Raw genomic sequence first — 24,861 nt, forward strand, 5'->3', positions numbered from 1 at the left:
AGGGACCGCGGGGACGATGGACAAGCAAGACGACCAGCCGAAACCCGGACCGGAGGCGCGGCCTGTCCGCAAACAGAAGCCGGTTCCGGCCGAAACGCCACAGGGGACTCTGCCCCCGCCGCCTCCGGAATACTTGGATGCAGAAGAGAGAACCAAGGCGTCTTCCGAGGCAAAGGTTGCACGAAAGCGGCCGGGCAAGGAGGGCAGGCGGCCCGGCAAGCGGGGACAATCCGTCGGAGAGACCGCACGTCCCGAGCGCACGGCTGGTCCCCATGCGGCAAGGTCCGGAGCGCTGCGGCTTCTGACGGCAGTGCGCGAGGGCGCGACGCTGTCCGAGGCCGAGGGCAACCTGCGCGACCTGTCCCCGCCCGAACGCGCCCGCGCCTGCAGGCTCGCCGCCGCCACGCTGCGTCACCGCAGCCGCGCCGAGGCGGTGCTGGCGCCGCTGCTTGCCCGCCGCCCCCGCCCCGAGACGCTGGACCTGCTGCAACTCGCCGTGACCGAGATGCTGGGCGAGAGCGAAGCCCCGCATGGCGCCGTCAACGCCGCCGTGGCGCTGGCGCGCGCGGGCGGCCCCAAGGCCAAGGCCGCCGCCGGGATGGTCAACGCCGTGCTGCGCCGGGCCGCCGAGGCACAGGCGGCCTGGGACGCGGCGCCGCCGCCGCGCCTGCCGGACTGGCTGCGCAGCCCCGTCGTTGCCCGCTGGGATGAGGCCACGGCGCTTGCCATCGAGACCGCGCATGAACGCGGTGCGCCTCTGGACCTGACGCCGCACGGGCCCGCGCCCGGCGAGGTGCTGCCCACCGGCAGCCACCGCCTGCCTGCAGGCACGCAGGTCACGGCGCTGCCAGGCTATGCCGATGGGCAATGGTGGGTGCAGGATGCCGCCGCCGCCCTGCCGGCGCGGCTGCTGGCGCCGCAGGCGGGAGAACTCATCGCCGACCTTTGCGCCGCGCCGGGCGGCAAGACGATGCAGCTTTCGGCGGCGGGCGCGCGCGTCACCGCCATCGACCTGTCGCCGCAACGCCTGGCGATGGTGGCCGAGAACCTCACCCGCGTAGGGCTGTCCGCTGACCTCGTGGCGGCTGATGCGCTGGACTGGCATCCCGAGACGCCGCTGGACGCCGTGCTGCTCGACGCGCCCTGTTCCGCCACCGGCACGATCCGCCGCCATCCCGAACTGCCGCTGATCCGCGACGGCGCGATGATCCCCGACCTCGTGCGGCTTCAGGCGCGGCTGATCGACCATGCGCTTTCGCTGCTGAAGCCGGGCGGGCGGCTGGTCTATGCGGTCTGCTCGCTGCACCCGGCAGAGGGCGAGGCGCAACTGGACGCGGCGCTCACCCGCCATCCGGGGCTGCGGGTCGATGCGCCCGATCCCGCGCAATGGGACCCGGACTGGATCACCGAGGGGGGCGCGATCCGCACCCGGCCCGACCATTGGCCCGACCTTGGCGGGCTGGACGGGTTCTTTATCGTGCGGCTGATCGCGCCCTGACTGGTGCGGCTGGCTTCGCTTGCTGGACTCCACCGAGCCAGCAAGCGGCTCTTTCTTCTTTGCTCAAATATCCTCCGGGGGTGCGGGGGTGGAAAACCCCCGCTCGCGGCGGTGACGCAAGGCCACCGGCTCAGCTCCATCCGACCTCCGACAGAAAGATATACCCCGCTCCGTAGATCGTCTTGATCAGGCGCGGGTTCTTGGGGTCCTCGCCCAGCTTGGTCCGCAGGCGCGAGATCCGCACGTCCATCGCCCGGTCGAAGCTGTCCCCCGCCGTGCCGCCCAGCGATTCGAGCATCTGTGTCCGGCTGATCAGCCGGCGCGGGCTGTCGAGGAACATCCGCAGCATCTCGGCCTCGGCATGGCTCAGCGGCGTTTCCTCGCCGTCGGGGCCGGTCAGCAGGTAACGGTCGAAATCCGCGCTCCAGCCGGAAAAGCGGGCAGTCTGGCCGTTGCGGGCGGCCTCGCGCGCGGGCTTGCGCAGCCGGGCGCGGATACGGGCCACGACCTCGGCAGGGTCGAAGGGCTTGATCACATAATCGTCGGCGCCGAGTTCCAGTCCCGTCACCCGGTCCTGCACCTGTGCGCGGCCCGAGATGATGATGATCGCGGCGCCCGACTGCGTGGCCAGCCTGTGGACCAGCGCCAGCCCGTCGCGGTCGGGCAGGCCCAGGTCGATCAGGCAGGCGTCGGGGGTCATCCGGCGCAGGGCGGCCTCGAACTCGGTCGCGCGGCCGAAGCCCGCGGTTCGGAAGCCCGCCTCCTCCAGCGCGTCGGCCAGCAGGCGGCGGATGTCGGGCTCGTCGTCGAGGATCGCGATCAGCGGCGGGTCACTTGTCATCGGGCAGGCCTGCGAAAAGGGCGTTGAGGGCGGCGGCGTCGAAGGGCTTGGTCAGCACGGGATGGCGCAGGCCCTGCCGTTCGGGATCGTCGGGGGGCCGCGCGGTCATCAGGATCAGAGGCGGGCCAAGCGCGCCCAGATCAGCGCCCGAGCCGTCGCCCAGTTGCAGGTCCGACAGGATCACCGACAGCCCCGGCAGGTCAGCCAGCGAGCGCGCCTCGGAGAGCGAGCCCGCCTCGATCACCTGATGGCCCATGCCGGTCAGCATCTCGCGCAGCGTTTCACGGATCAGGTCGTCGTCGTCCACCAGCAGCACCAGCCGCCGTGCGACGCGCTGGAAGGGCAGGCGCAGCCGCACCCGCGCGCCGCCACCCGGCGCGTTGTCCAGCCGCAGCGTCCCCCCGGCGAGCTTCGTCTGGTCATAGACCATCGGCAGGCCCAGCCCTGATCCCTGGCCGGCCTTGGTGGTGAAGAAGGGTTCGGTCGCGCGGGCCAGCGCCTCGGCCGAGAAGCCGGGACCCGAGTCGGTCACGGTCAGCTCCAGCCAGCGGCCGCGGACGCGCGCCGTCAGGCGGATCGCGCCATGGGTGCTGCCCGACCCGACCCCGGTGCCCGAGATCGCGTCCCGCGCGTTCAGCATCAGATTCAGCAGCGAGTCCTGCAGCGAGCCGGGATCCAGCAGGACCGCGCCTTCCGGCAGGTCGCAGTCGAGTTCCAGCGCGATTCCCCGCCCCAGCGAGGGCCGGGCCATGGTCACGAGCTGTTCCAGCAGCGCGGGCAGGTCCACCGGCTCGGGTTGAAGCCGGCGAGGTCCCGTGATCGTGGCAATGCGGTCCAGCAGCACCGCGCCGCGCCGGGCGGCGGCCAGCGTCCCCTGCACGTCGCCCGCCGCCTCGGGCGGCAGGGCCATCCGCGCCAGCCGCCCCTGCAGCCCCAGGATGATCGTCAGCAGGTTGCCGAAGTCATGCGCGAGGCCAGAGGTCATCTGCGCGGCCAGTTCGCGCCGGGCGGCATGGGTCAGCGCCTCGCGCGAGTTCACCTCGGCGGTGACGTCGGTGGACAGGACATAGGCGCCCTCGCCTTGGGGATCGGGGGTCAGGGCCACGCGGATGCGGCGGCCCGATTCGGCATGGGTGACCTCGATCACCTGCGGCTCGCCGGCCAGCGCGCGGATGAGGGCCGGGCGGATGCTCTCGAAGGTCTCGCCCAGCACCTCGGCCGCGGTCAGGCCGATGATGGCGCGGGCCACGCCGGGAAACACCATGCCGAGCTGGTTGTTGGAAAAGGTATAGCGGCCCTCGGCGTCCACATGGGCGATATGGGCGGGCACCATGGCCGTGACCTGCCGGGTGCGGGCCTCGGCCTCGGTCAGGACGCGCTTGGCTTCCTCCAGCGCGGCATTGGTCGCGGCCAGCTGGCGGTTCGCGGCCGACAGCCGCTCGGCATGGGCGAGAAGCTGGTCCGACAGTTCCTCGGACCGGGCGCGCAGCAGCGCCTCGGTCCGCTTGATGTCGGTGATGTCGGTATAGACGGCGATCCAGCCGCCCTGCGCCAGAGGCGCCCCCTCGACCGAGATGGTGCGGCCATCGGGTCGGGTGCGTTCCAGGTAATGCGGCTGAAAGGTGCGGGCCTGCTCGACGCGAAGGCGCACGGCGACCTCGGGGTCGTCCTGCGGGCCATATTCGCCGCGGGCGACCAGAAAGGCGATGGTGTCCTGAAAGCTCGCGCCCGGCTGGACCAGACGGTCAGGCAGGTCGAACATCTGCTGATAGGGGCGGTTCGACAGCGCCAGCCGCAGGTCGGCGTCGAAGATGGAAATCGCCTGCTGAATCAGGTTCAGCCCGGATCGTGTCAGTTCTTCGTGGCTGTCCAGAGGAGTCATTTGTCCATGGCTATCATCGCCTTTCGCTTCGCGGAAGCCGGTAACAATTCGTAAGGATCGGGCAAAACTCGGGCAAGATTCGCCCGCCACACAGAAAGGCGCAGGCGGAAGGGGAGTTCTGCCTGCAACGGCCCGGTGCCGTAAAAGGGAGTGAGGATGAAAGCAGTCGCTGCGCCCGACGCGGGCCTGCGGTCGATCCCTGCGCTGCTGGCGCGGAACGCCGCATCGCTGGGGACCCGGCCCGCCTATCGGGAAAAGGAATTCGGCATCTGGCAATGCTGGACCTGGTCGCAGGCGCAGGAGGAGATCCGCGCCCTTGCGCTGGGCTTCCTCGCGCTGGGCCTGAACCGCGGCGATCACGTGGCGATCATCGGCCGCAACCGCCCCGCGCATTACTGGTCGATGGTGGCCGCGCAGATGTGCGGCGCGATCCCCGTGCCGCTGTATCAGGACGCGGTCGCCTCCGAGATGGCCTATGTGCTGGGCCATTCCGGCGCCCGCTTCGTCGTCTGCGGCGACCAGGAGCAGGTGGACAAGGTGATCGAGGCCGAGGGCGAGGCCCACACGGTCGAGCAGATCATCTACACCGACAAGCGGGGCATGCGGAAATACGACCATTCCCGCATGAACTGGCTCAAGGACGTGCAGGCCGAGGGCCGCGTCGCCCACCAGCGCTTCAGCGCGGAACTGGACGCCCGCATCGCGGAACTGGATTACGACAGCACCTGCGTGATGCTGTACACCTCGGGGACCACCGGCAAGCCCAAGGGCGTGGTGCTGTCGAACCGCAACGTGATCGAGACGGCGCGCAACTCCTCGGAATTCGACAAGCTGAAGCCGACCGAAGAGGTGCTGGCCTATCTGCCGATGGCCTGGGTCGGGGACTTCATCTTCTCGGTGGGCCAAGCCTACTGAAAAAAAAAATGCGTGAACTGCCCGGAAGGGCCGCACACGATGATGACCGACCTGCGCGAGATCGGCCCGACCTATTTCTTCGCGCCCCCTCGCGTCTTCGAGGGCCAGCTGACCAACGTCATGATCCGGATGGAGGACGCGGGCCGGATCAAGAAATGGCTCTTCGACCATTACATGCGGCTGGCCCGCCGCGTGGGCACGGCCCTGACGGACGGCCGCCCCGTGGGTGCGATCGACCGGCTGCGCTATGGCTTGGGGAACCTGCTGGTCTTCGGCCCCCTGAAGAACACGCTGGGCTATTCGCGCATCCGCGTGGGCTATACCGCGGGCGAGGCCATCGGGCCCGAGATCTTCGACTTCTACCGCTCGCTGGGCATCAACCTGAAGCAGCTCTACGGCCAGACCGAGGCCACGGTCTTCATCACCCAGCAGCCCGACGGCCAGGTGCGCGCCGACACGGTGGGCGTGCCCTCGCCCGGCGTCGAGGTCCGGATCGCCGAGAACGGCGAGGTCTTCTACCGCTCGCCCGGCACCTTTGTCGAATACTACCAGAACCCGGAATCCACCGCCTCGACCAAGGACCGCGAGGGCTGGGTGGCCACGGGCGACGCGGGCTTCTTCGAGCAGGGCTCGGGCCACCTGCGGATCATCGACCGCGCCAAGGACGTGGGGCGCATGGCCGACGGCTCGCTGTTCGCGCCGAAATATGTGGAAAACAAGCTCAAGTTCTACCCGAACATCTTGGAAGCCGTGGTGCTGGGGAACGGGCGCGACTATTGCACCGCCTTCATCAACATCGACCTGACGGCGGTGGGCAACTGGGCCGAGCGGAACAACATCGCTTATGCGAGCTACCAGGAACTCGCCGGCCACCCGCAGGTCTACGAGACGATTCGGAAGCACGTCGAGGAGGTGAACGCGAGCGTGGCGCAGGACCCAATGCTGTCGGGCTGCCAGATCCATCGCTTCCTGATCCTGCACAAGGAACTGGACGCCGACGATGGCGAGATGACCCGCACCCGCAAGGTCAAGCGCGGCGTGATCGCCGAGAAATACGCCGACCTGATCTCCGCGCTCTATGACGGGCGCAACTCGGTCTATACCGAGACCGAGGTCACCTATGAGGACGGCCGCAAGGGCCGGCTCAAGGCCACGCTGCGGATCGAGGACGTCCGCACCACCCCCACGCCCGCGCAGAGGATGGCCGCCGAATGAGCCCGACCTCCCAGACGATCCTGTCCGAACTCGCGCCGCCGCCTGCTGCGCCTGCGCCCAGCGCCGATGGCTATGTCACCGCCGATGGCCGCAAGATCGGCGGCGTGCTGATGGACCTGCGCCACATCACCCTGCGCTTCGGCGGCGTGACCGCGATCAAGGACATCTCCTTCGACATCCGCGAGGGCGAGATCCGCGCCATCATCGGCCCGAACGGCGCCGGCAAGTCCTCGATGATGAACGTCATGTCGGGCTTCTACGTCCCGCAGGAAGGCGAGGTCTGGTTCCGCGGCGCCAAGCGCCCGCCCATGCGGCCCTATCAGGTGGCGCGCCAAGGTTTGGCGCGGACCTTCCAGAACATCGCGCTCTTCGACGGGATGAGCGTGCTGGACAACATCATGACCGGGCGGCTGACGATGATGAAATCGTCGCTGCTGGAGCAGGCGCTCTGGTGGGGCCGCGCCGAGGCCGAGGAAACCCGCCACCGCGAGCAGGTCGAGAAGATCATTGACTTTCTTGAGATTCAGAACATCCGCAAGACTCCGGTCGGGCGGCTGCCCTATGGCCTGAAGAAGCGGGTCGAACTGGCCCGCGCGCTGGCGGCGGAACCCAAGCTCCTGATGCTCGACGAGCCGATGGCGGGCATGAACGTCGAGGAGAAGGAGGACATGTCCCGCTTCATCCTCGACGTGAACGACGAGTTCGGCACCACCATCGCGCTGATCGAGCACGACATGGGCGTGGTCATGGACCTTTCCGACCGGGTGGTCGTCATGGACTACGGCCGCAAGATCGGGGACGGGACGCCCGACGAGGTCCGCAACAACCAGGAAGTCATCGACGCCTACCTGGGGGTCGCCCATGACTGATCCGACCCACGGCGGGGCGCCGCACCGTCGATACACATCCGATGCACAGTCGATGCACATCGCGTGCAGACGCAACCGCGCCCGGAGGGCCTGCTGATGGAACAGCTTCTCTACGCCTCCGAGGTCCTCGTGAACGGCCTCATGGCCGGGGTCATGTACTCGCTGGTCGCGCTGGGCTTTGTCCTGATCTTCAAGGCCTCGGGCGTCTTCAACTACGCGCAGGGGGTGCTGGCGCTCTTCGCCGCGCTGACGCTGGTCGGCATCCAGCAGGGGCAGGTGCCCTTCGCCCATCTGATCAACGCGATCACCGGCAGCCACATCTCCTCCTTCGGCTGGACCGTGCCCTCGCTGCTGGCGATCCTGCTGACGGCGCTGGTGATGGTGGGCCTCGCCATCCTGATCGAGGCGCTCGTGCTCAAGCACCTCGTGGGGCAGGAGCCGATCATCATGTTCATGGCGACGATCGGGCTTGCCTATTTCCTGGAAGGCTTGGGCGACATCATGTGGGGCGCCGACGTCAAGACGCTGGACGTGGGCCTGCCGCAGGGGATCTCGGACACGGCCGAGGCCTGGACGGCGGCGCTGACCGGCTACGGCTTCTTCATCGACCGGCTGGACATCTGGGCCACGGTCATCGCGGCGCTTCTGGTCGCGGCGCTGGTGGCCTTCAGCCAGTACACCAAGCAGGGCCGCGCCATGCGGGCGGTCGCCGACGACCACCAGGCGGCGCTGTCGGTCGGCATCTCGCTGCGCTTCATCTGGGTCATGGTCTGGTCGATCGCGGGCTTCGTGGCCCTGGTCGCGGGCATCATGTGGGGCACCAAGTCGGGGGTGCAGTTCTCGCTGAGCCTCATCGCGCTCAAGGCCCTGCCGGTCCTGATGCTGGGCGGCTTCACCTCGATCCCCGGCGCCATCGTCGGCGGCCTCATCATCGGCGTGGGCGAGAAGCTCTTCGAGTTCTACATCGGCCCGATGGTCGGCGGCGCGACCGAAAGCTGGTTCGCCTATGTGCTGGCGCTGATCTTCCTGGTCTTCCGCCCGCAGGGCCTGTTCGGCGAACGGATCATCGAGCGTGTGTGACGCCTCTCCGTTCCGATCTTCTGTCCAGAAATATCCTCCGGGGGTCCGGGGGTGGAAAACCCCCGGTGCGACCGTGACGAAAGGACCGACCGATGCTCTATCGTGAAGCCGGCGACTTCAAGACCAGCTACCGGGACGACAGCCAGACCTTTCCGCTGAAGCTCGACCGGATGGGCTACTGGGTCACGCTGGCGGTGGCCTTCGGGGTGATACCTTTCGTCATCACCGACTACTGGGCCAACGCGGTGCTCGTGCCCTTCCTGATCTACGCCATCGCGGCGCTGGGGCTGAACATCCTCGTGGGCTTCGGCGGACAGGTGAGCCTCGGGACCGGGGGCTTCATGGCGGTGGGCGCCTATGCGACCTACAAGCTGACGACCACCTTCCCCGAGATCTCGCTGCTGATCCATATCCTGCTGGCAGGCGGGATCACCGCGGCGGTGGGGGTGTTCTTCGGCCTGCCGTCCTTGCGCATCAAGGGCTTCTACCTTGCCGTCGCGACGCTCGCCGCGCAGTTCTTCCTTGTCTGGCTCTTCAACAAGGTGCCGTGGTTCTACAACTACTCGGCCTCGGGGCAGATCACCGCGCCGGAACGCACCTTCCTGGGCTATGTCATCAGCGGCCCGGCGACCTCGGCCCCGGCGAAATACCTCGTCTGCCTTGCCTTCGCGGTGGCGCTGGCCTGGGTGGCGCGGAACCTCACGCGCGGCACGGCAGGGCGCAAGTGGATGGCGATCCGCGACATGGACATCGCGGCCGAGATCATCGGGGTGAACCCGCTGACCGCCAAGATGAGCGCCTTCGCCGTCTCGTCCTTCTTCATCGGCGTCGCGGGCGCGCTGCTCTTCTCGATCTACCTGGGTGCGGCCGAGGCCAGCGAGACCTTCGGGATCAACAAGTCCTTCCTCGTGCTCTTCATGGTCATCATCGGCGGCCTGGGGTCCATCTTCGGCAGCTTCGCGGGCGCGGCCTTCCTGGTTGTCCTGCCGGTCTTTCTCAAGAACGTGCTGGTGGGCGCCTTCGGCTGGCCCACGGACTTGGCCGCCCATGTCGAGCTGATGATCGTGGGCGCGCTGATCGTCTTCTTCCTGATCGTCGAGCCGCATGGCCTTGCCCAGCTCTGGCGGCTGACCAAGGAAAAGCTGCGGCTCTGGCCGTTCCCGCATTAAGCCGAACCGGGCCGAACCCGGCACAACCATAAATCTTCTGGGAGGAACCTGATGAAACTTCGCTTCGCCGCCGCCGTCGCGGCCGCCATGATGGCCGCAGCCCCGGCCCTTGCCGACCTGACCGTGCCGAACCTCAGCTATCGCACCGGCCCTTACGGCGCGAACGGCAACCAGTATGCCGACGGCTTCAACGACTATTTCACCCTGCTGAACGAGCGCGACGGCGGCATCGGCGGGCAGAAGATCCTGACGCCCGAATGCGAGACCGCCTACAACACCGAGAAGGGGGTCGAGTGCTACGAATCGACCAAGGGCAACAATGCGCTGGTCTACAACCCCTTCTCGACCGGCATCACCTACCAGCTGATCCCCAAGGTCGCGGCCGACGGCATCCCGATGGTGACGCCGGGCTACGGGCGGACCTCGGCCAAGGACGGCAGCGTCTTCCAGTGGGTCTTCAACCCGCCGGCGAACTACTGGGACGGCGCCTCGGTCATCGTCAAGCATCTGCTGGACGTGAACGGGGGCGACCTGAACGGCAAGACCATCGCGCTGGTCTACCACAACTCGGCCTTCGGGAAGGAGCCGATCCGCACGCTGGAGGAGCTGTCCAAGAAGCACGGCTTCACCCTGAGCCAGATCCCCGTCGATCCCCCCGGGCAGGAACAGAAGTCGCAGTGGCTGCAGATCCGCCGCGAAAAGCCGGACTACGTGATCCTCTACGGCTGGGGCGTGATGAACCAGGCGGCGATCCAGGAGGCCGCGAACATCCGCTATCCGATGGAGAACCTGATTGGCATCTGGTGGGCCGGGGGCGAGGTGGACGTGGAGCCCGCGGGCGCGGCCGCCAACGGCTACAAGTCCGCGACCTTCAACGGCGTGGGGATGGACTATCCCTTCTACGGTGACCTGAAGACCCATGTGCTGGACACCGGCAAGGCCTCGGGGGGCGGCGCCCATGTCGGCAAGGCCATGTATTCGCGCGGCATGTATGCGGCGCTGATCATCGCCGAGGGGATCAAGAAGGCGCAGGAATTGGCCGGCACGCCCGAGATCACGGCCGCGCAGATGCGCGACGGGCTGGAGGCGCTCGAGATCACCGAGGCGCGGATGACGGAACTGGGCCTGCCCGGCTTCGGTCAGCCCTTCCAGCTGTCCTGCCAGAACCACGGCGGCAGCGGCATGGGCATGATCCAGCAGTGGGACGCCTCGGCCAAGCAGTGGAAGCTGATCACCGACTTCATCCAGCCCGACGAGGACGTGCTGCAGCCGCTGATCCAGGCGGATGCCCAGGCCTTCGCGGCCGAGAACAGCATCCAGCCGCGCTGCAACTGATCGCTTCGCCCCGGCGGTCCGCCGCCGGGGCATCCCACCCCGAGGAGCCCGAGCCCATGCTGGACGCCGTTGCCGCCGCACCCGTGACCCCCGCCCGCGCGGGCGAGGCGCTGCTTGAGGTCAACAACATCGAGGTCATCTACAACCACGTCATCCTAGTCCTGAAGGGCGTGAGCCTGTCGGTCCCCAAGGGCTCGATCACGGCGCTGCTGGGCGGAAACGGCGCGGGCAAGACGACGACGCTGAAGGCGGTCTCGAACCTGCTGAAATCTGAACGCGGCGAGGTCACCAAGGGCGCGATCACCTATCGCGGCGAGAACGTCACCGACCTCGACCCCGCGGCGCTGGTGAAGAAGGGCGTCATCCAGGTGATGGAGGGCCGCCACTGCTTCGAGCACCTGACGGTGGAGGAGAACCTGCTGACCGGCGCTTATACCCGCACCGACGGGGCGGCTGCGGTCCGGCGCGACCTCGAGATGGTCTATGAATATTTCCCCCGCCTGAAGGAGCGGCGGAAGTCGCAGGCGGGCTACACCTCGGGCGGCGAGCAGCAGATGTGCGCCATGGGCCGCGCGCTCATGTCCCGCCCCGAGACGATCCTGCTGGACGAGCCCTCGATGGGCCTCGCTCCGCAGCTGGTCGAGCAGATCTTCCAGATCGTGAAGAAGGTGAACGAGGGCGAGGGCGTGACCTTCCTGCTGGCCGAGCAGAACACCAACGTCGCCCTGCGCTATGCCCATTACGGCTATATCCTGGAAAGCGGCCGCGTGGTGATGGACGGCGAGGCGGCCGCCCTGCGCGAGAACCCCGACGTGAAGGAATTCTACCTCGGCATGGCCGAGGAGGGCCGCAAGTCCTTCCGCGACGTGCGGTCCTATCGCCGCCGCAAGCGCTGGCTGGCCTGAGGAGGCCCGCATGGACGACAACGGCGACGGCTGGATCGACGCCGCCCGGCTGGACAGCCCGGGCACGGGCGGGCACCGGTCCTATGTGGGGCCGCCGGACCAGTATGACTTCATGGGCGCGACCCAGTTCCGGCTGCTGACCGCGCTGGGGCTGCGCGAGGACCATCACCTGCTTGACCTCGGCTGCGGCTCGCTGCGGGCAGGGCGGCTCTTGATGTTCTACCTGCGGCCCGGCCGCTATCACGGGATCGAGCCGAACAGTTGGCTGATCGACGAGGCCCGCGCCCGCGAGATCGGCGCCGACGCCTTCGACCTTCGCCATCCTTGGCTGGATGACAACCCCGACATGCGGATGGATGTCTTCGGCCGCAGCTTCGACTTCATCGTGGCGCAGTCGGTGTTCTCGCACACGGGCGGCGGGATGCTGGACCGGGCGCTGGCCAATGCAGCGCCGGTCCTGAGCCCGGGCGGGCAGTTCCTGTTCACCGTGCTGGACGAGACCACCCCCGCCTGGCCGATCCTTGCGCGCGGCGACGAAGCCGAAGGCTGGATCTATCCCGATTGCGTGGGATTCGCCCGCGAGGACGTGCTGGCGCGTTGCGCCCGGGCGGGCCTGTCGGCCGAGCCGCTGGATTGGTACCACCCGCGCCAGTGCTGGTATCGCGCCGTTCCCGCCGGGCCGGCGCTTCTGACGCCGGACCAGCGCGCCCTTCTGGGAAGGGGCGCGGTCCTGTTCGACCCTCGTTTTCCGACGGACAATCTGCCGAGGACATGCGCGTGAGCCATTACGACGACCTGGAAATCCGCAGCGCGGACGAGCGCGAGGCCGGTCTGGCCGAGGCGCTGGCGCGCGCCATCTCGAACGCGCAGACGGCGCCGGCGCTTGCGCGCGCGCTGCGTGACGTGGAACCGGGCGCCGTGCGGACCCGCGCGGACCTCGCCCGCCTGCCGGTGATCCGCAAGTCGGAACTCTCCGAGGCGCAGAAGAAGAAGCCTCCCTTCGGCGGCTACACGACGCGCCACCCGCATGAGTTCCACCATGTCTTCCAGTCGCCTGGCCCGATCTACGAGCCCGGCCGGGTGGATGCCGACTGGTGGCGGCTGGGGCGCTTCGCCTTCGCGGCGGGGCTGTCCAGCAGCGACATCCTGCAGAACTGCTTCGGCTATCACCTGACCCCGGCCGGGATGATGTTCGAAAGCGCCGCCCGCGCGGTCGGCGCGGCGGTCCTGCCAGCGGGGACGGGCCAGACGGAACTGCAGGTGCGCGCCGCCGCCGACATCGGCACCACGGCCTATTCCGGGACGCCCGATTACCTGAAGGTGATCCTCGACAAGGCGGACGAGATGGGGGTGGTGCTTGGCTTCACCCGTGCGCTGGTGTCGGGGGGCGCGCTCTTCCCCTCGCTGCGGCAGGGCTATGCCGACCGGGGCATCGCCACGCTGCAATGCTATGCGACCGCCGATGTGGGGCTGATCGCCTATGAATCCGAGGCGATGGAGGGGATGATCGTGGACGAGGGCGTGATCGTCGAGATTGTCCGTCCGGGCACCGGCGACCCGGTGCCGGAAGGCGAGGTGGGCGAGGTCCTGGTGACCACGCTGAACGCCGACTATCCGCTGATCCGGTTCGCGACCGGCGACCTGTCCGCGATCATGCCGGGGGAAAGCCCCTGCGGGCGCACCAACATGCGGATCAAGGGGTGGATGGGCCGCGCCGACCAGACCGCCAAGATCAAGGGCATGTTCGTCCGCCCCGAGCAGGTCGCCCAGCTTGTCGCCCGCCACCCCGACGTGTCACGCGCCCGTGTCATCGCCGATCGGCGCGATGAAATGGACGTGATGGTCGTGCAACTGGAAACCCTTGAACAGAACCCGGCGCTATACGAAGCGACGGTGCTGGATGCACTGAAGCTCAAGGGCCGGGTCGAGCTGGTTGCTCCTGGATCGCTGCCGAACGACGGCAAGGTGATCGAGGATCGGCGCAGCTACGGCTGAGGACGGCCCCAAGAAGGGGAACGACATGGTCGGAAACGGGATGACGGGGCGGTTTGCCGCCCTTGTGGCGGCGGGTATCGCGCTGGGCGCGCCTCTGGGCGCGGCGGCGCAACAGCCGCCGGTGGTGGTGCCGGGCGGCGCGGTCCCTTCGGCCGAGGACGAAGCGCTGTGGAGCGTGGCGCAGGCCCAGGGCACGGCCGAGGCGTATCGCAACTATCTGACGCGCTTCCCCGCCGGCGCCCATGTGCCCGAGGCGCGGGCGCGGCTGGGGCAACTGCTGGCGGGTTCGCAGCCCGTCGTGACAGGGCCGCCCGCGGCACCTGCCGCGACGCCCCCCGCCGCGTCTTCCGCGGCGCCCCCGGCCACGCCGGCTGCGCCTGCGGTGACGCCCCCGCCGGCGCCGACCCCCGTGACCTCGACCCCCCTGACGCCCGCGACCGAGGTGCCGCCCGCGCAGTCGCCCGCCCAAGCCGCCCGCGCCGAGGTGCAGGCCGCCGAGGGCGCGGGCACCGAGGCGACGCTGAACCTCAGCCCCGAGGACCGGCGCGCGATCCAGTCTCGGCTGACGGTGCTGGGGCATGACACGCGCGGCGTGGATGGCGTCTTCGGCTCGGGCACGCGCCGGGCGATCCGGGACTGGCAGACGAGCCGGGGCTATGCCCCGTCGGGCTACCTGACCTCGGCCCAGGCGGCGGAACTGCGGACCGGCACGCCCGCGCCCGCGCCTGCCACGCCTGCGCCATCGGCCCCGGCGACCGGGGCGACGGCGGCGAGCGAGGCCGCGCTGGAACTGACGGCCACGCAGAAGCGCATCATTCAGTCGCGCCTGAACCTGCTGGGGCACGACACGCGGGGGATCGACGGCGCCTTCGGCTCGGGCACCCGGCGGGCGATCACCGCCTGGCAGCAGGCCAACAACCTGCCAGCGACAGGTTTCCTGACCCGCGCCGACGCGGATACGCTGATGAACGCGGGCACGACGCCCCCCGGCCGCCCCGTCAGCGACGCGGAAACGGCCGCACGGGACGAACTGGCGCTGAACCTGACGCGCGAGGACCGGGTGGCCGTCCAGCAGGCGCTGGTGCAGGCGGGCCATGACACGCGGGGGGTGGACGGCACCTTCGGTTCGGGCACCCGCCGGGCCATCCGGGACTGGCAGACGGCGCGGAACGAGGCCGCGACGGGCTACCTGACGGGGGCGCAGTACAGCGCCCTGCGCGGGGGCACCTCGACGCCCGCCGCGCCCGCCGTGCCGGTCGTGACCCCCGGGCCCGGCGCCACGGCCGAGGAGGAGGCGCGTCTGGCCCTGGACGCCATCGGCCGGACCGAGGTGCAGTCGCGGCTGAGCGCGCTGGGCTATGACCCGAACGGCATCGACGGGCGCTTCGGGTCCGGGACGCGGCGGGCGATCTCGGCCTGGCAGGGTGACAACGGGCTGGCCGCCACGGGCTACCTGAACGCGGACCAGCTGGCCCGGCTGCGCGCCCAGCGGCGGAACTGAGCAGGGGCGGGACGGGGGCGGAGGAAACCCGGCGCCCGTCCCGGTCCTTGTGCCCTGGAACGCACCGGGGAGACGCCATGATGATGATACCGCTACGCCTGGCCCTTGCCGCCTGCGTCCTTGCGCTGGCGGGGGCGGCCTGGGCCGAGGATCGCGCGGTGGTGATCGCCAACCGCGCCTATGACCATCTGCCCGACGTGGCCGATGTCCGTCCCGAGGCCGCCATGACGGCCTTGCGGCAGCAGGGCTATCGCGTGACCGAAGGACGGGACCTGACGGCGGACGGGATCCGCGCGGCCCTGCGTTTTCTTCTGGCCAGCGATGCCGATCCCGGCGCGCGGATCGTGGTGCTGATGGGGCGCTTTGCGCGCTCGGAGGGCGAAAGCTGGTTCCTGGGGCGCGAGGCAGGGCGCGAATCGCTGTCCAGCGTCGGGACGGCGGGGGTGCCGCTGTCGGTCGTCACCGAGCTGATGGAAGGCGGCCGTGGTCCGGCGGTGCTGCTGCTGGGCACCGACGCGCGCGTCTTCGACACGGGCGAGGGGCTGTGGCCCAACCTGGGGCGGGTCGCGGGTCCGGGCAGGGTCACGGTGATCGCGGGCTACACCGACGGGATCGGACGGGCCGCCGCCGTGCTGGCGCGGCCCGGCGTGTCGGTCGCGCAGGCCCTGGCGCAGGGAGAGTCGCTGCGGCTTGTGTCGCAGGGCGAGACCCCGGGCGCGCGTCCCGTGGTGGTGCCCGCCCCCGCACCCGCCCGGCCGGAAGAGGCCGAGGCCTGGGCGCGCGCCGTCGTGACGGACACGGCGGCGGGCTGGCGGGCCTATCTGGACAAGTATCCCCAGGGCGCCAACGCGGCCGAGGCGCGCAGGCGTCTCGAGCATGCGCCCCAGCGGCTGGAGGACGTGGTCCAGCCGGGGCCCGAAGAGATGGCGGCCTGGACGCGGGCCAAGCGGACGAACTCGGCCGAGGGCTATGCCGAGTTCCTGGGCAAATGGCCGCACAGCCTGTTCGCGGGTGCCGCGCGCGGGCGGATGGCCGAGTTGCAGGCGCCCGCCGCCCCGACCGGCAGCCCCGCGGCGGCCGAGGCCGCGCTGAACCTGGACCGGGCGCAGCGGGCGCAGGTCCAGCGGCAGTTGAGGCTGCTGACCTACGATACCGACGGGATCGACGGCAGCTTCGGGCCGCTGACGCGGAGGGCCATCGAACGCTTTCAGCGCAACGCGGGCGCCGAGCCCACGGGCTACCTGACAGGCGCGCAGGTCGACCTACTGGCGCGGCAGGCGGGCGAGCGCGCGCGCCGGCTGGAGGCCGAGGCGCTGGCGCGGCAGGAGGTGGAGGCGGCAGACGACCGCGAGGCTTGGGAGCAGAACCGGAGCCGGGGCGAGGCGGGTGCGCGCGACTATCTCGCGCGCTATCCGCAGGGGCTGTTTGCCGCCCACGCGCAGGCGGTGCTGGCCGAGGCCGCGCGGATGAATCGGGTCGAGGAGGACGCATGGGCCCGCGCCCGCGCCGCGGGCAGCGCCGCGGGCTGGCGCGAGTTCCTGGACAAGTATCCCCGAAGCCCGCGCGCGCCCGAGGCAAGGGCCGCGCTGGATGCGCTGGAAGGCCAGCTTGCCCGCGACCAGGCGGCCGAGACGCGGCTGGACCTGGCCGCCCCGATCCGGCAGGCCGTCCAGTTGCGCCTGCAGGCGCTGGGGCTTTACGCCGGCCCCGCCGACGGCGACCTGGGCCCCGAGACGCGGGCGGCGCTGCGGCGCTATCAGGCGGCGCGCAACCTGCGGCCCTCGGGCTATCTGAACCAGGCGACGATGGTGCGGCTGCTGGCCGATACGCTGCTGGGGCAGGACTGAACGGAAAACGCCCGCAGCGCGGGGCTGCGGGCGTTCCTGTCGATCGGACCAGGCCGAAAGGCGATCAGCCCTGGCGCGCCTTGAAGCGGCGGTTGGTCTTGTTGATCACGTAGACGCGGCCCTTGCGGCGCACAATCTGGCAGTCCCGGTGACGCTCTTTCAGCGAACGCAGCGAGTTGCGAACCTTCATCGGTTTTCTCCCTCTTCGCGGCGCTCGCATCGCGCCTTGAAACTGAAATGCCCCCGGTGACATGCCGGGGGCGGCGAAAGAATGGTGGGCGGTACTGGGATCGAACCAGTGGCCACTACGATGTCAACGTAGTGCTCTACCGCTGAGCTAACCGCCCGTGCCAGGTGATTCTGTTCCTTGCGGGAACGGAATCGCGTTGGTCGGCGTGTCTATAAGGCCAGCGATGCGCCCCCGCAAGTGCCCTTTTTCACCGGGGACGGCTCGGCTATACAGCGAAACGCAAGGACGATGAGAGGCCGCAGCCGATGATCCCGATGCCCGCCGCGATCGGCCCGACCTTTGACGTCATGCGGCCGGCAGACTGGGCAGGGGGCGTGATCTTCGCCTCGCCCCATTCCGGCCGCGACTATCCCGACTGGTTCCTGGCCGAATCGATGCTGGACCCGCATGTGCTGCGTTCGTCCGAGGATGCCTTCGTGGACCGGCTGATCGCGCCCGCGGTGGCAGCGGGCGCCGTCACGCTGACGGCCCGGGTGCCGCGCTGCGTGGTGGACCTGAACCGGGGCGCGGACGAACTGGACCCGGCCGCGATCGAGGGCACGCCCTCGCGCCGGACGGACCCCCGCATCCAGTCGGGGCTGGGGGTGATCCCCCGCGTGGTGGCGCAGGGCCGCGCGATTCGACGCGGTAAGCTGAGCGCCGCCGAGGCGCAGCGACGCATCGCGGCGCTGTGGCGGCCTTATCACGCGGCGCTCGAGTCGCTGATGGCCGAGGCCGTCGCGCGCCATGGCCGGGCGGTCCTGATCGATGTTCATTCCATGCCGCGCGAGGCGCTGCTGCACTTGCAGGCCCCGCCGCCCGAGATCGTGCTGGGCGACCGCAACGGCGCCTCGGCCGACCCCGCCGTCAGCGAGGCCGTGCATCGCGCCCTGGCCGATGCCGGGTTCCGGGTGCGCCGGAACTCTCCCTTCGCCGGCGCCCATGTGGCGGCGACCTATGGCCGGCCCTTGCGGGGGCGGCATGTGGTGCAGGTGGAGATCGACCGCTCGCTTTACATGGACGAGGGCGCGCTGCGGCCCCATGCGGGCTTCGACGAACTGGCCGCGCGGCTGGAAGGCGTGATCGCGCGGATCGCGCGGCTGCCCCTGGACGGCACCGGGCTGCCGCTGGCCGCCGAATGAGCGGGAGCGAGCCTGCGATGGCGCCCGAGCGGATGCGGTGGAAGGGGGCCAAGCTGGTCCTGACCTGCGAGGGCAGCCTGCTGGTCCTGCGCCGCGACGACATCCCCCCGATCAACTGGCCGGGCTGCTGGGACCTGCCCGGCGGCGCGCGCGAGGGCGACGAGACGCCCGAGGCCTGCGCCCTGCGCGAGCTGTCCGAGGAAACCGGCCTGCGCCTGGACCCCGCCCGGCTGATGGTGGCGCAGGCGCGCGAGCTGCCCCACAAGCCCGGCCGCGCGGGCTGGTACTTCCACGCCGAGATCACGCCCGCCGAAGCTGCCGCCGCGACCCTGGGCGACGAAGGGGCCGAGCTGCGGCTGATGCCCGTGGCCGAGTTCGTGGCGCATCCCCGGGCGGTTCCGCATTTCCCCGCCATCGTGGCCGAGATGCTGGGGCTGGCGCGCTGAGGTTTCAGGGCGCGCGCGGGCCCGCCTCGGCATGGGCGAGCGCCCGGACCACCGGCTTCATCGCGTCGCCCTTGACCATCCACGAGGTCGCGAAGGCGAAGGTCGCGATGGTTTCCAGCCAGAAGACGGGCCTGAGCGGCGCAAGCTGCGTCTTGACCGCGCTGGGCGACAGCAGGATCAGCGCGATCAGCGCCAGCGCACCAAGGATGATCCAGCCGCAGGCCCGATAGATGCCGTTGCTGGCGGCTTTTTCCGCATCGGGATGGGCGCCGCGCACGAAAAGCACCAGACAGAAGAGCGCGAGCGCCCCGAAGAACAGCGCCGCCCCCAGCCAGTGCAGCGTGCCGGACAGCGAAAAGCCCAGCACGCACTGGCTGAGGGTGCAGGCGACCGGAACGTCCGGCGCGGTCGGGATCAGCGCCACCGCCAGCGCCCCCAGCGAGGCCGCGCGCCCCGCCATCAGGTCGCTCAGCCATTCGCCGGGACGGGGGCGATAGCCCTCGTAGCTCCACAGGAAGACAGCGATGGCCGACAGCGTGCCGACAAAGACCTCGCGCATGGGGGAATAGTAATAGGCCGAGATGCTGGGCAGCAGGCTCTCGCCCCAGATTAGGCTGTAGATCAGCAGCGCGGGAGGCAGGAAATAGCCCAGAAGCCCGATCGCGCGCCGCACCCGCAGGAAGGACAGGACAAGGTCGTTCTCGGCCCGCTCCACCCGGCCGCCCGGATCGCCGTCAAGCATGGTTCCCGCCACTCCTTGCCCAAGGGGTGCAGGCTAGCACGATTCTCGCGTCAGCGAGCGATTTCCGACAGGATCGCCTGCGCGGCGGCGCGGGGGTCCGCCGCCTGCCAGACGGGGCGGCCGACGACGATGTGATCGGCGCCCGCGGCCAGCGCCGCGGCGGGGGTCTCGACCCGCTTCTGGTCGCCGAGCGCCGCGCCAGTGGGGCGGACGCCGGGCGTCACGATCAGGCGCGAGCCGGGCAGGGCGCGGATCGCCTGCGCCTCGCGCGGGCTTGCGATCACGCCGTCGGCCCCGGCCTCGAAGGCGCGGGCGGCGCGTTCCACGGTCAGGTCGTGCAGGTCGCCGGCCTGCATCATCCCGGCGTCGAGGTCGGCGCGGTCGAGCGAGGTCAGGATCGTGACGGCGAGGATCTTCAGTTGCGATCCCGCCGCGCCCTCCTTCGCGGCGCGCACCACATGGGGGTCGCCGTGGACAGTCAGGAAATCGAGGTCGAACTGCGCGAGGCCCCGGACGGCGGCTTCCACCGTCGCGCCGATGTCGAAAAGCTTCATGTCCAGGAAGATGCGCTTGCCGTGTTCCTGCTTGAGCTCATTGGCCAGCGCCAGCCCGCCCCCGGTCAGCATCCCCAGCCCGATCTTGTAGAAGGACACGGCGTCGCCCAGCGTCTTCGCCAGTTCCAGACCGGCCAGCGCGTTGGGCAGGTCCAGCGCCACGATCAATCGGTCGTCCATGGGTGCCTCCGCCAGCGAAATCAGCGGCTTTTCGCATGGACGGCCGCGACTTGAAACCCTGTTCGGGCGCGCACATCTGGATTGCGAGACCCGCGAGGGGCCGTGCCATGACGGGCGGCGCAAGGCGGGGGCTGAAAGGGAGAATTTGCCGATGGACATGGAAAAGTTCACCGAGCGGTCGCGCGGCTTCCTGCAGGCGGCGCAGACCATCGCGATCCGCGAGGGCAACCAGCGCGTGCTGCCCGAGCACCTGCTGAAGGCGCTGATGGATGACGACCAGGGGCTGGCCGCCAACCTGATCACCCGCGCGGGCGGCGACGCCCAGGCTGTGCGCCGCGCGGTGGACGAGACGGTGGCGAAGCAGCCCAAGGTGTCGGGCGGCGACGGGCAGGTTTACGTCGACAGCGCCCTGGTCCGGGTGATGGACGAGGCCCAGAAGATCGCCAAGCAGGCCGGGGACAGCTTCGTGCCGGTCGAGCGCGTGCTGATGGCGCTGGCGATGGTGAACACGCGGGCCAAGGACGCGCTGGATGCGGGCAAGGTTTCGGCGCAGTCGCTGAACGCCGCGATCAACGACATCCGCAAGGGGCGGACGGCTGACTCGGCAAGTGCCGAGGACACCTTCGAGGCGCTGTCGAAATATGCGCGCGACCTGACGGAAGCGGCGCGCGAGGGCAAGATCGACCCGATCATCGGCCGGGACGAGGAAATCCGCCGCGCCATGCAGGTGCTGTCGCGCCGCACCAAGAACAACCCGGTGCTGATCGGCGAGCCCGGCGTCGGCAAGACCGCCATCGCCGAGGGCTTGGCGCTGCGGATCGTCAACGGCGACGTGCCCGAGTCGCTTCGCAACAAGAAGCTGATGGCGCTGGACATGGGCGCCCTGATCGCCGGCGCGAAATATCGCGGCGAGTTCGAGGAGCGGCTGAAGGCCATCCTGAAGGAGATCGAGACCGCTGCGGGCGAGATCATCCTCTTCATCGACGAGCTTCACGTGCTGGTCGGCGCGGGCAAGACCGATGGCGCGATGGATGCCGCGAACCTGATCAAGCCGGCGCTGGCGCGGGGCGAGCTGCACTGCGTGGGCGCGACGACGCTGGACGAATACCGCAAGTATATCGAGAAGGACGCGGCACTTGCCCGGCGCTTCCAGCCCGTGCTGGTGCAGGAGCCGACGGTCGAGGACACCATCTCGATCCTGCGCGGCATCAAGGAGAAGTACGAGCTTCACCACGGCGTCCGCATTTCCGACGCCGCGTTGGTCGCTGCTGCCACCCTGAGCCACCGCTACATCACCGACCGCTTCCTGCCGGACAAGGCCATCGACCTTGTCGATGAGGCCGCCTCGCGCCTGCGGATGGAGGTTGATTCGAAGCCCGAGGAGCTTGACGCGCTGGACCGCCAGATCCTGCAGATGCAGATCGAGGCCGAGGCGCTGAAGAAGGAAGACGACGCGGCCTCGCGCGACCGGCTGGAGCGGCTGGAGAAGCAGCTGTCCGACCTGCAGCAGCAGTCGGCCGAGCTGACCGCCCGCTGGCAGGCCGAGCGCGACAAGCTGGAAGGCTCGCGCAACATCAAGGAGCAGCTGGACCGCGCCCGCGCCGAACTTGAGCAGGCCAAGCGCGAAGGCAACCTCGCCCGCGCGGGGGAGCTCAGCTATGGCATCATCCCGGGGCTCGAGCGGCAACTGGCCGAGACCGAGGGCCACGAGGATGGCCCGCTGGTCGAGGAGGCCGTGCGCCCCGAGCAGATCGCCGAGGTGGTGGAACGCTGGACCGGCATCCCGACCTCGAAGCTGATGGAGGGCGAGCGCGACAAGCTGCTGAAGATGGAGGAGGTGCTGGGCAAGCGCGTCATCGGCCAGTCCGAGGCCGTGACCGCCGTGTCGAACGCCGTCCGCCGGGCGCGCGCCGGGCTGAACGACCCCAAGCGGCCGCTGGGCAGCTTCCTGTTCCTCGGCCCGACCGGCGTCGGCAAGACCGAGCTGACCAAGGCCATCGCGCAGTACCTGTTCGACGACGACAGCGCGATGGTCCGCATCGACATGTCCGAATTCATGGAGAAGCACTCGGTCAGCCGGCTGATCGGCGCCCCTCCAGGCTATGTCGGCTATGACGAGGGCGGCGTCCTGACCGAGGCCGTGCGGCGGCGTCCCTACCAGGTGATCCTGTTCGACGAGGTGGAAAAGGCGCATCCGGATGTCTTCAACGTACTGCTGCAGGTGCTGGACGACGGCCAGCTGACCGACGGGCAGGGGCGAACCGTGGACTTCAAGAACACGCTGATCATCCTGACCTCGAACCTCGGCGCGCAGGCGCTGAGCCAGCTGCCCGAGGGCTCCGATTCCTCGGCCGCGCGGGCCGAGGTGATGGCTGCGGTCCGGGCGCATTTCCGGCCCGAGTTCCTGAACCGGCTGGACGAGATCATCATCTTCCACCGGCTCAGCCGCGCCAACATGGACGGGATCGTGGACATCCAGCTCGGCGCGCTGGAGAAGCGGCTGGCGGATCGCAAGATCGCGCTGGAACTGGACGACGCCGCGCGGATGTGGCTGGCCGACGAGGGCTATGACCCGGTCTTCGGCGCGCGTCCGCTCAAGCGGGTGATCCAGCGCAGCCTGCAGAACCCGCTGGCCGAGATGCTGCTGTCGGGCGAGGTGATGGACGGCCAGACCGTTACGGTCACCGCCGGGCCCGAGGGGCTGGTTGTGGGCAACCGCGTCAGCGCGGGTGCGCGCGGGTCCAGCGACCGCCCGGCCGACGTGGTGCTGCAATAAGGGGATCGGCCCCGGCCTTCACGGGCCGGGGCCTTTCCCTTGCCGGGAACGTGATGGCGCGGGCAGGATCGTTGAAGCTGTCACCCGCGTTTTCGCGACGCCACCCAAGGGGAAATGCCATGAAGCTGTCCTGGTCCGACGTCACGCCCGAAGCGCTGTTCCTGAATCGCCGCGCCTTCATCGCCGGTCTGGGTGTCGCGGCGGCCGCCCCGGCTCTGGCGGCGGCCGAGGAGCCCAACAGCTTCGAGCAGATCACCAACTACAACAACTTCTACGAATTCGGCTTCGGAAAGACCGATCCGGCGGATAACGCGGGCGCCCTGACCACCGACCCCTGGGCGGTCGAGATCGGCGGACTGGTGGACCGGCCCGGCAGCTATTCCGTCGCCGACCTTGCCCCCGGCAACGCCGTCGAGGAGCGCATCTACCGCCTGCGCTGCGTCGAGGCCTGGAGCATGGTGATCCCCTGGCTGGGTGTGCCGCTGGCGTCGGTTCTGAACAAGGTAGGCGTGCAATCGGGGGCGAAGTTTGTCGCCTTCGAGACACTTTATCGCCCCGATGAGATGCCCGAGCAGCGCCGCAACAGCATGGACTGGCCCTATCGCGAGGGGCTGCGGCTGGACGAGGCGATGCACCCGCTGACGATCCTGGCGACCGGGCTTTACGGCAAGCCGATGCCGAACCAGAACGGCGCCCCGATCCGGCTGGTGGTGCCGTGGAAATACGGCTTCAAGTCGATCAAGAGCATCGTGAAGATCACCCTGACCGACCGCCAGCCCGTCACCACCTGGCAGGCGATGCAGCCGCGCGAATACGGCTTCTACGCCAATGTGAACCCGACCGTGGACCACCCCCGCTGGAGCCAGGCGACCGAGCGGCGCATCGGCGCGGGTCTGTTGGGCGGGCGGCAGGAGACGCTGATGTTCAACGGCTACGGCGACCAGGTCGCGCAGTTGTATGCCGGAATGGATCTGGCGCGGGATTACTGATGCACCGCATTCGCCGCCTGCCGACTGGCGTCGTCTGGGCGCTGGGCACTCTGCCGCTGGTCCTGCTGGTCTGGGATACGCTGGTGGGGAACCTCGGCGTCGATCCGGTTCGCGATATCGAGCACCGGCTGGGCCGCACGGCGGTCTATTTCCTGCTGGCCTCGCTTTGCATCACGCCGATCCTGCGGATGGCGCGGGTGAACCTGGTCAAGTTCCGCCGCCCTCTGGGCCTGCTGGCCGCCAGCTATGCAGGGCTGCACCTGCTGTCCTGGGCTGTCCTGGACATGGGGCTGCTGTGGTCTCAGATGCTGAAGGATATCGCCAAGCGCCCGTATCTGACGATTGGGATGGGCGTGCTGGTGATTCTGCTGGTGCTGGCCGCGACCAGCTCGAACGCCGTGATCCGGAAGCTGGGCCCCGTGCGATGGAGAGCGATTCATCGCTGGGTCTATCTGGCGGCGCCCCTGGCCGTCTTTCATTGGCTGCTGGCCTACAAGATCTGGCCCGGAAAGCCCCTGGCGATTCTGGCGGCTATGGCCGTTCTGCTGGCTTTCAGGCTGCCGTTGCTGCAGAGGCACTTGGGATGGCGGGCAAGAAGTGCCTGAAAATCAAGCAGATGAAAGTTTCTTGGCGCCCGCATGAAACTTTTTCGAAAATTGTGCTTGCCCCTGTCTGCATCTCCCCCTAGATACCGCTTCACCGAACGGCGGGGACGCTGGGCGGGACGGGGAAGCCGGGAGGCGGAACCGGG

At 69.3% G+C, this 24,861-nt stretch carries 20 protein-coding genes, 1 tRNA gene and 1 pseudogene; 16 read left to right on the top strand and 6 right to left on the bottom strand.

Annotation, left to right across the window (positions count from 1 at the left end):
* The first annotated feature begins 133 nt into the window (after nt 1-133).
* A complete protein-coding gene (locus BLQ03_RS14660; protein WP_425415741.1) occupies nt 134-1,498 on the top strand; it encodes an RsmB/NOP family class I SAM-dependent RNA methyltransferase in 1,365 nt (454 codons plus the stop codon).
* Nucleotides 1,499-1,628: 130 nt separating this feature from the next.
* Here BLQ03_RS14660 and BLQ03_RS14665 read toward each other — a convergent pair whose 3' ends face one another.
* Complete coding sequence (locus tag BLQ03_RS14665) at nt 1,629-2,339, bottom strand: response regulator transcription factor (RefSeq protein ID WP_090757081.1); 711 nt, start codon at nt 2,337-2,339, stop codon at nt 1,629-1,631.
* Nucleotides 2,329-4,221: a hybrid sensor histidine kinase/response regulator gene (locus BLQ03_RS14670; protein ID WP_090757082.1), complete on the bottom strand. Its 1,893-nt coding sequence runs from the start codon at nt 4,219-4,221 to the stop codon at nt 2,329-2,331. Before BLQ03_RS14670 ends, BLQ03_RS14665 begins: the two co-directional genes overlap by 11 nt.
* A gap of 156 nt (nt 4,222-4,377) precedes the next feature.
* Between BLQ03_RS14670 and BLQ03_RS14675 the strand changes: the two are divergent.
* The 10 genes and pseudogenes from BLQ03_RS14675 to BLQ03_RS14720 all read left to right on the top strand — a co-directional run bounded on the left by BLQ03_RS14675 (nt 4,378) and on the right by BLQ03_RS14720 (nt 17,052).
* Nucleotides 4,378-6,351, top strand: a pseudogene (locus tag BLQ03_RS14675) (AMP-binding protein).
* Between the two features lie 110 nt (nt 6,352-6,461).
* The gene (locus tag BLQ03_RS14680) at nt 6,462-7,220 is read left to right on the top strand and encodes an ABC transporter ATP-binding protein (protein WP_240517407.1); all 759 of its coding nucleotides are present in this window, start codon (nt 6,462-6,464) and stop codon (nt 7,218-7,220) included.
* A gap of 96 nt (nt 7,221-7,316) precedes the next feature.
* Complete coding sequence (locus tag BLQ03_RS14685) at nt 7,317-8,300, top strand: branched-chain amino acid ABC transporter permease (protein ID WP_090757084.1); 984 nt, start codon at nt 7,317-7,319, stop codon at nt 8,298-8,300.
* A gap of 92 nt (nt 8,301-8,392) precedes the next feature.
* Nucleotides 8,393-9,469, top strand: coding sequence for a branched-chain amino acid ABC transporter permease (locus BLQ03_RS14690; protein WP_090757085.1), 1,077 nt, complete (start codon nt 8,393-8,395; stop codon nt 9,467-9,469).
* A gap of 51 nt (nt 9,470-9,520) precedes the next feature.
* On the top strand, nt 9,521-10,804 hold the full coding sequence (locus BLQ03_RS14695; RefSeq protein ID WP_090757086.1) for an ABC transporter substrate-binding protein: 1,284 nt from the start codon (nt 9,521-9,523) through the stop codon (nt 10,802-10,804).
* Between the two features lie 56 nt (nt 10,805-10,860).
* Nucleotides 10,861-11,709 carry an ABC transporter ATP-binding protein gene (locus BLQ03_RS14700; RefSeq protein WP_090757087.1) on the top strand — a complete coding sequence of 283 codons (849 nt, stop codon included), beginning with the start codon at nt 10,861-10,863 and terminating at the stop codon, nt 11,707-11,709.
* A 10-nt stretch (nt 11,710-11,719) separates the two neighbouring features.
* Nucleotides 11,720-12,490, top strand: a complete 771-nt coding sequence (locus BLQ03_RS14705; protein WP_090757088.1) for a methyltransferase — start codon at nt 11,720-11,722, stop codon at nt 12,488-12,490.
* Nucleotides 12,487-13,704 (top strand): phenylacetate--CoA ligase family protein, encoded by a 1,218-nt coding sequence (locus BLQ03_RS14710; protein WP_090757096.1) that lies wholly within the window; start codon nt 12,487-12,489, stop codon nt 13,702-13,704. Before BLQ03_RS14705 ends, BLQ03_RS14710 begins: the two co-directional genes overlap by 4 nt.
* A gap of 25 nt (nt 13,705-13,729) precedes the next feature.
* Nucleotides 13,730-15,205: a peptidoglycan-binding domain-containing protein gene (locus tag BLQ03_RS14715; protein WP_090757089.1), complete on the top strand. Its 1,476-nt coding sequence runs from the start codon at nt 13,730-13,732 to the stop codon at nt 15,203-15,205.
* Nucleotides 15,206-15,282: 77 nt separating this feature from the next.
* Nucleotides 15,283-17,052 carry a peptidoglycan-binding protein gene (locus BLQ03_RS14720; protein ID WP_090757090.1) on the top strand — a complete coding sequence of 590 codons (1,770 nt, stop codon included), beginning with the start codon at nt 15,283-15,285 and terminating at the stop codon, nt 17,050-17,052.
* A 64-nt stretch (nt 17,053-17,116) separates the two neighbouring features.
* Here BLQ03_RS14720 and ykgO read toward each other — a convergent pair whose 3' ends face one another.
* Both ykgO and BLQ03_RS14730 read right to left on the bottom strand, forming a co-directional pair.
* Nucleotides 17,117-17,242 carry a type B 50S ribosomal protein L36 gene (gene ykgO, locus BLQ03_RS14725; RefSeq protein ID WP_090757091.1) on the bottom strand — a complete coding sequence of 42 codons (126 nt, stop codon included), beginning with the start codon at nt 17,240-17,242 and terminating at the stop codon, nt 17,117-17,119.
* A gap of 82 nt (nt 17,243-17,324) precedes the next feature.
* Nucleotides 17,325-17,399, bottom strand: a tRNA-Val gene (locus BLQ03_RS14730).
* A gap of 148 nt (nt 17,400-17,547) precedes the next feature.
* On the opposite strand from BLQ03_RS14730, the gene BLQ03_RS14735 reads away from it, so the two are divergent.
* Complete coding sequence (locus BLQ03_RS14735) at nt 17,548-18,423, top strand: N-formylglutamate amidohydrolase (RefSeq protein WP_342672027.1); 876 nt, start codon at nt 17,548-17,550, stop codon at nt 18,421-18,423.
* Complete coding sequence (locus tag BLQ03_RS14740) at nt 18,420-18,869, top strand: NUDIX domain-containing protein (RefSeq protein ID WP_245688939.1); 450 nt, start codon at nt 18,420-18,422, stop codon at nt 18,867-18,869. Before BLQ03_RS14735 ends, BLQ03_RS14740 begins: the two co-directional genes overlap by 4 nt.
* Before the next feature lie 4 nt (nt 18,870-18,873).
* Here BLQ03_RS14740 and BLQ03_RS14745 read toward each other — a convergent pair whose 3' ends face one another.
* Nucleotides 18,874-19,611 (bottom strand): hypothetical protein, encoded by a 738-nt coding sequence (locus BLQ03_RS14745; protein ID WP_090757092.1) that lies wholly within the window; start codon nt 19,609-19,611, stop codon nt 18,874-18,876.
* A gap of 50 nt (nt 19,612-19,661) precedes the next feature.
* A complete protein-coding gene (gene pyrF / locus BLQ03_RS14750) occupies nt 19,662-20,345 on the bottom strand; it encodes an orotidine-5'-phosphate decarboxylase (protein WP_175558894.1) in 684 nt (227 codons plus the stop codon).
* A gap of 151 nt (nt 20,346-20,496) precedes the next feature.
* On the opposite strand from pyrF, the gene clpB reads away from it, so the two are divergent.
* The 3 genes from clpB to BLQ03_RS14765 all read left to right on the top strand — a co-directional run bounded on the left by clpB (nt 20,497) and on the right by BLQ03_RS14765 (nt 24,715).
* Nucleotides 20,497-23,121: an ATP-dependent chaperone ClpB gene (gene clpB, locus BLQ03_RS14755; RefSeq protein ID WP_090757093.1), complete on the top strand. Its 2,625-nt coding sequence runs from the start codon at nt 20,497-20,499 to the stop codon at nt 23,119-23,121.
* A 119-nt stretch (nt 23,122-23,240) separates the two neighbouring features.
* The gene (gene msrP, locus BLQ03_RS14760; RefSeq protein ID WP_090757094.1) at nt 23,241-24,110 is read left to right on the top strand and encodes a protein-methionine-sulfoxide reductase catalytic subunit MsrP; all 870 of its coding nucleotides are present in this window, start codon (nt 23,241-23,243) and stop codon (nt 24,108-24,110) included.
* Nucleotides 24,110-24,715, top strand: coding sequence for a protein-methionine-sulfoxide reductase heme-binding subunit MsrQ (locus BLQ03_RS14765; RefSeq protein WP_090757095.1), 606 nt, complete (start codon nt 24,110-24,112; stop codon nt 24,713-24,715). Before msrP ends, BLQ03_RS14765 begins: the two co-directional genes overlap by 1 nt.
* Nucleotides 24,716-24,861: the final 146 nt, after the last annotated feature.

Origin of the sequence: Paracoccus chinensis (assembly GCF_900102885.1) — a bacterium.
Lineage (GTDB): Bacteria > Pseudomonadota > Alphaproteobacteria > Rhodobacterales > Rhodobacteraceae > Paracoccus > Paracoccus chinensis.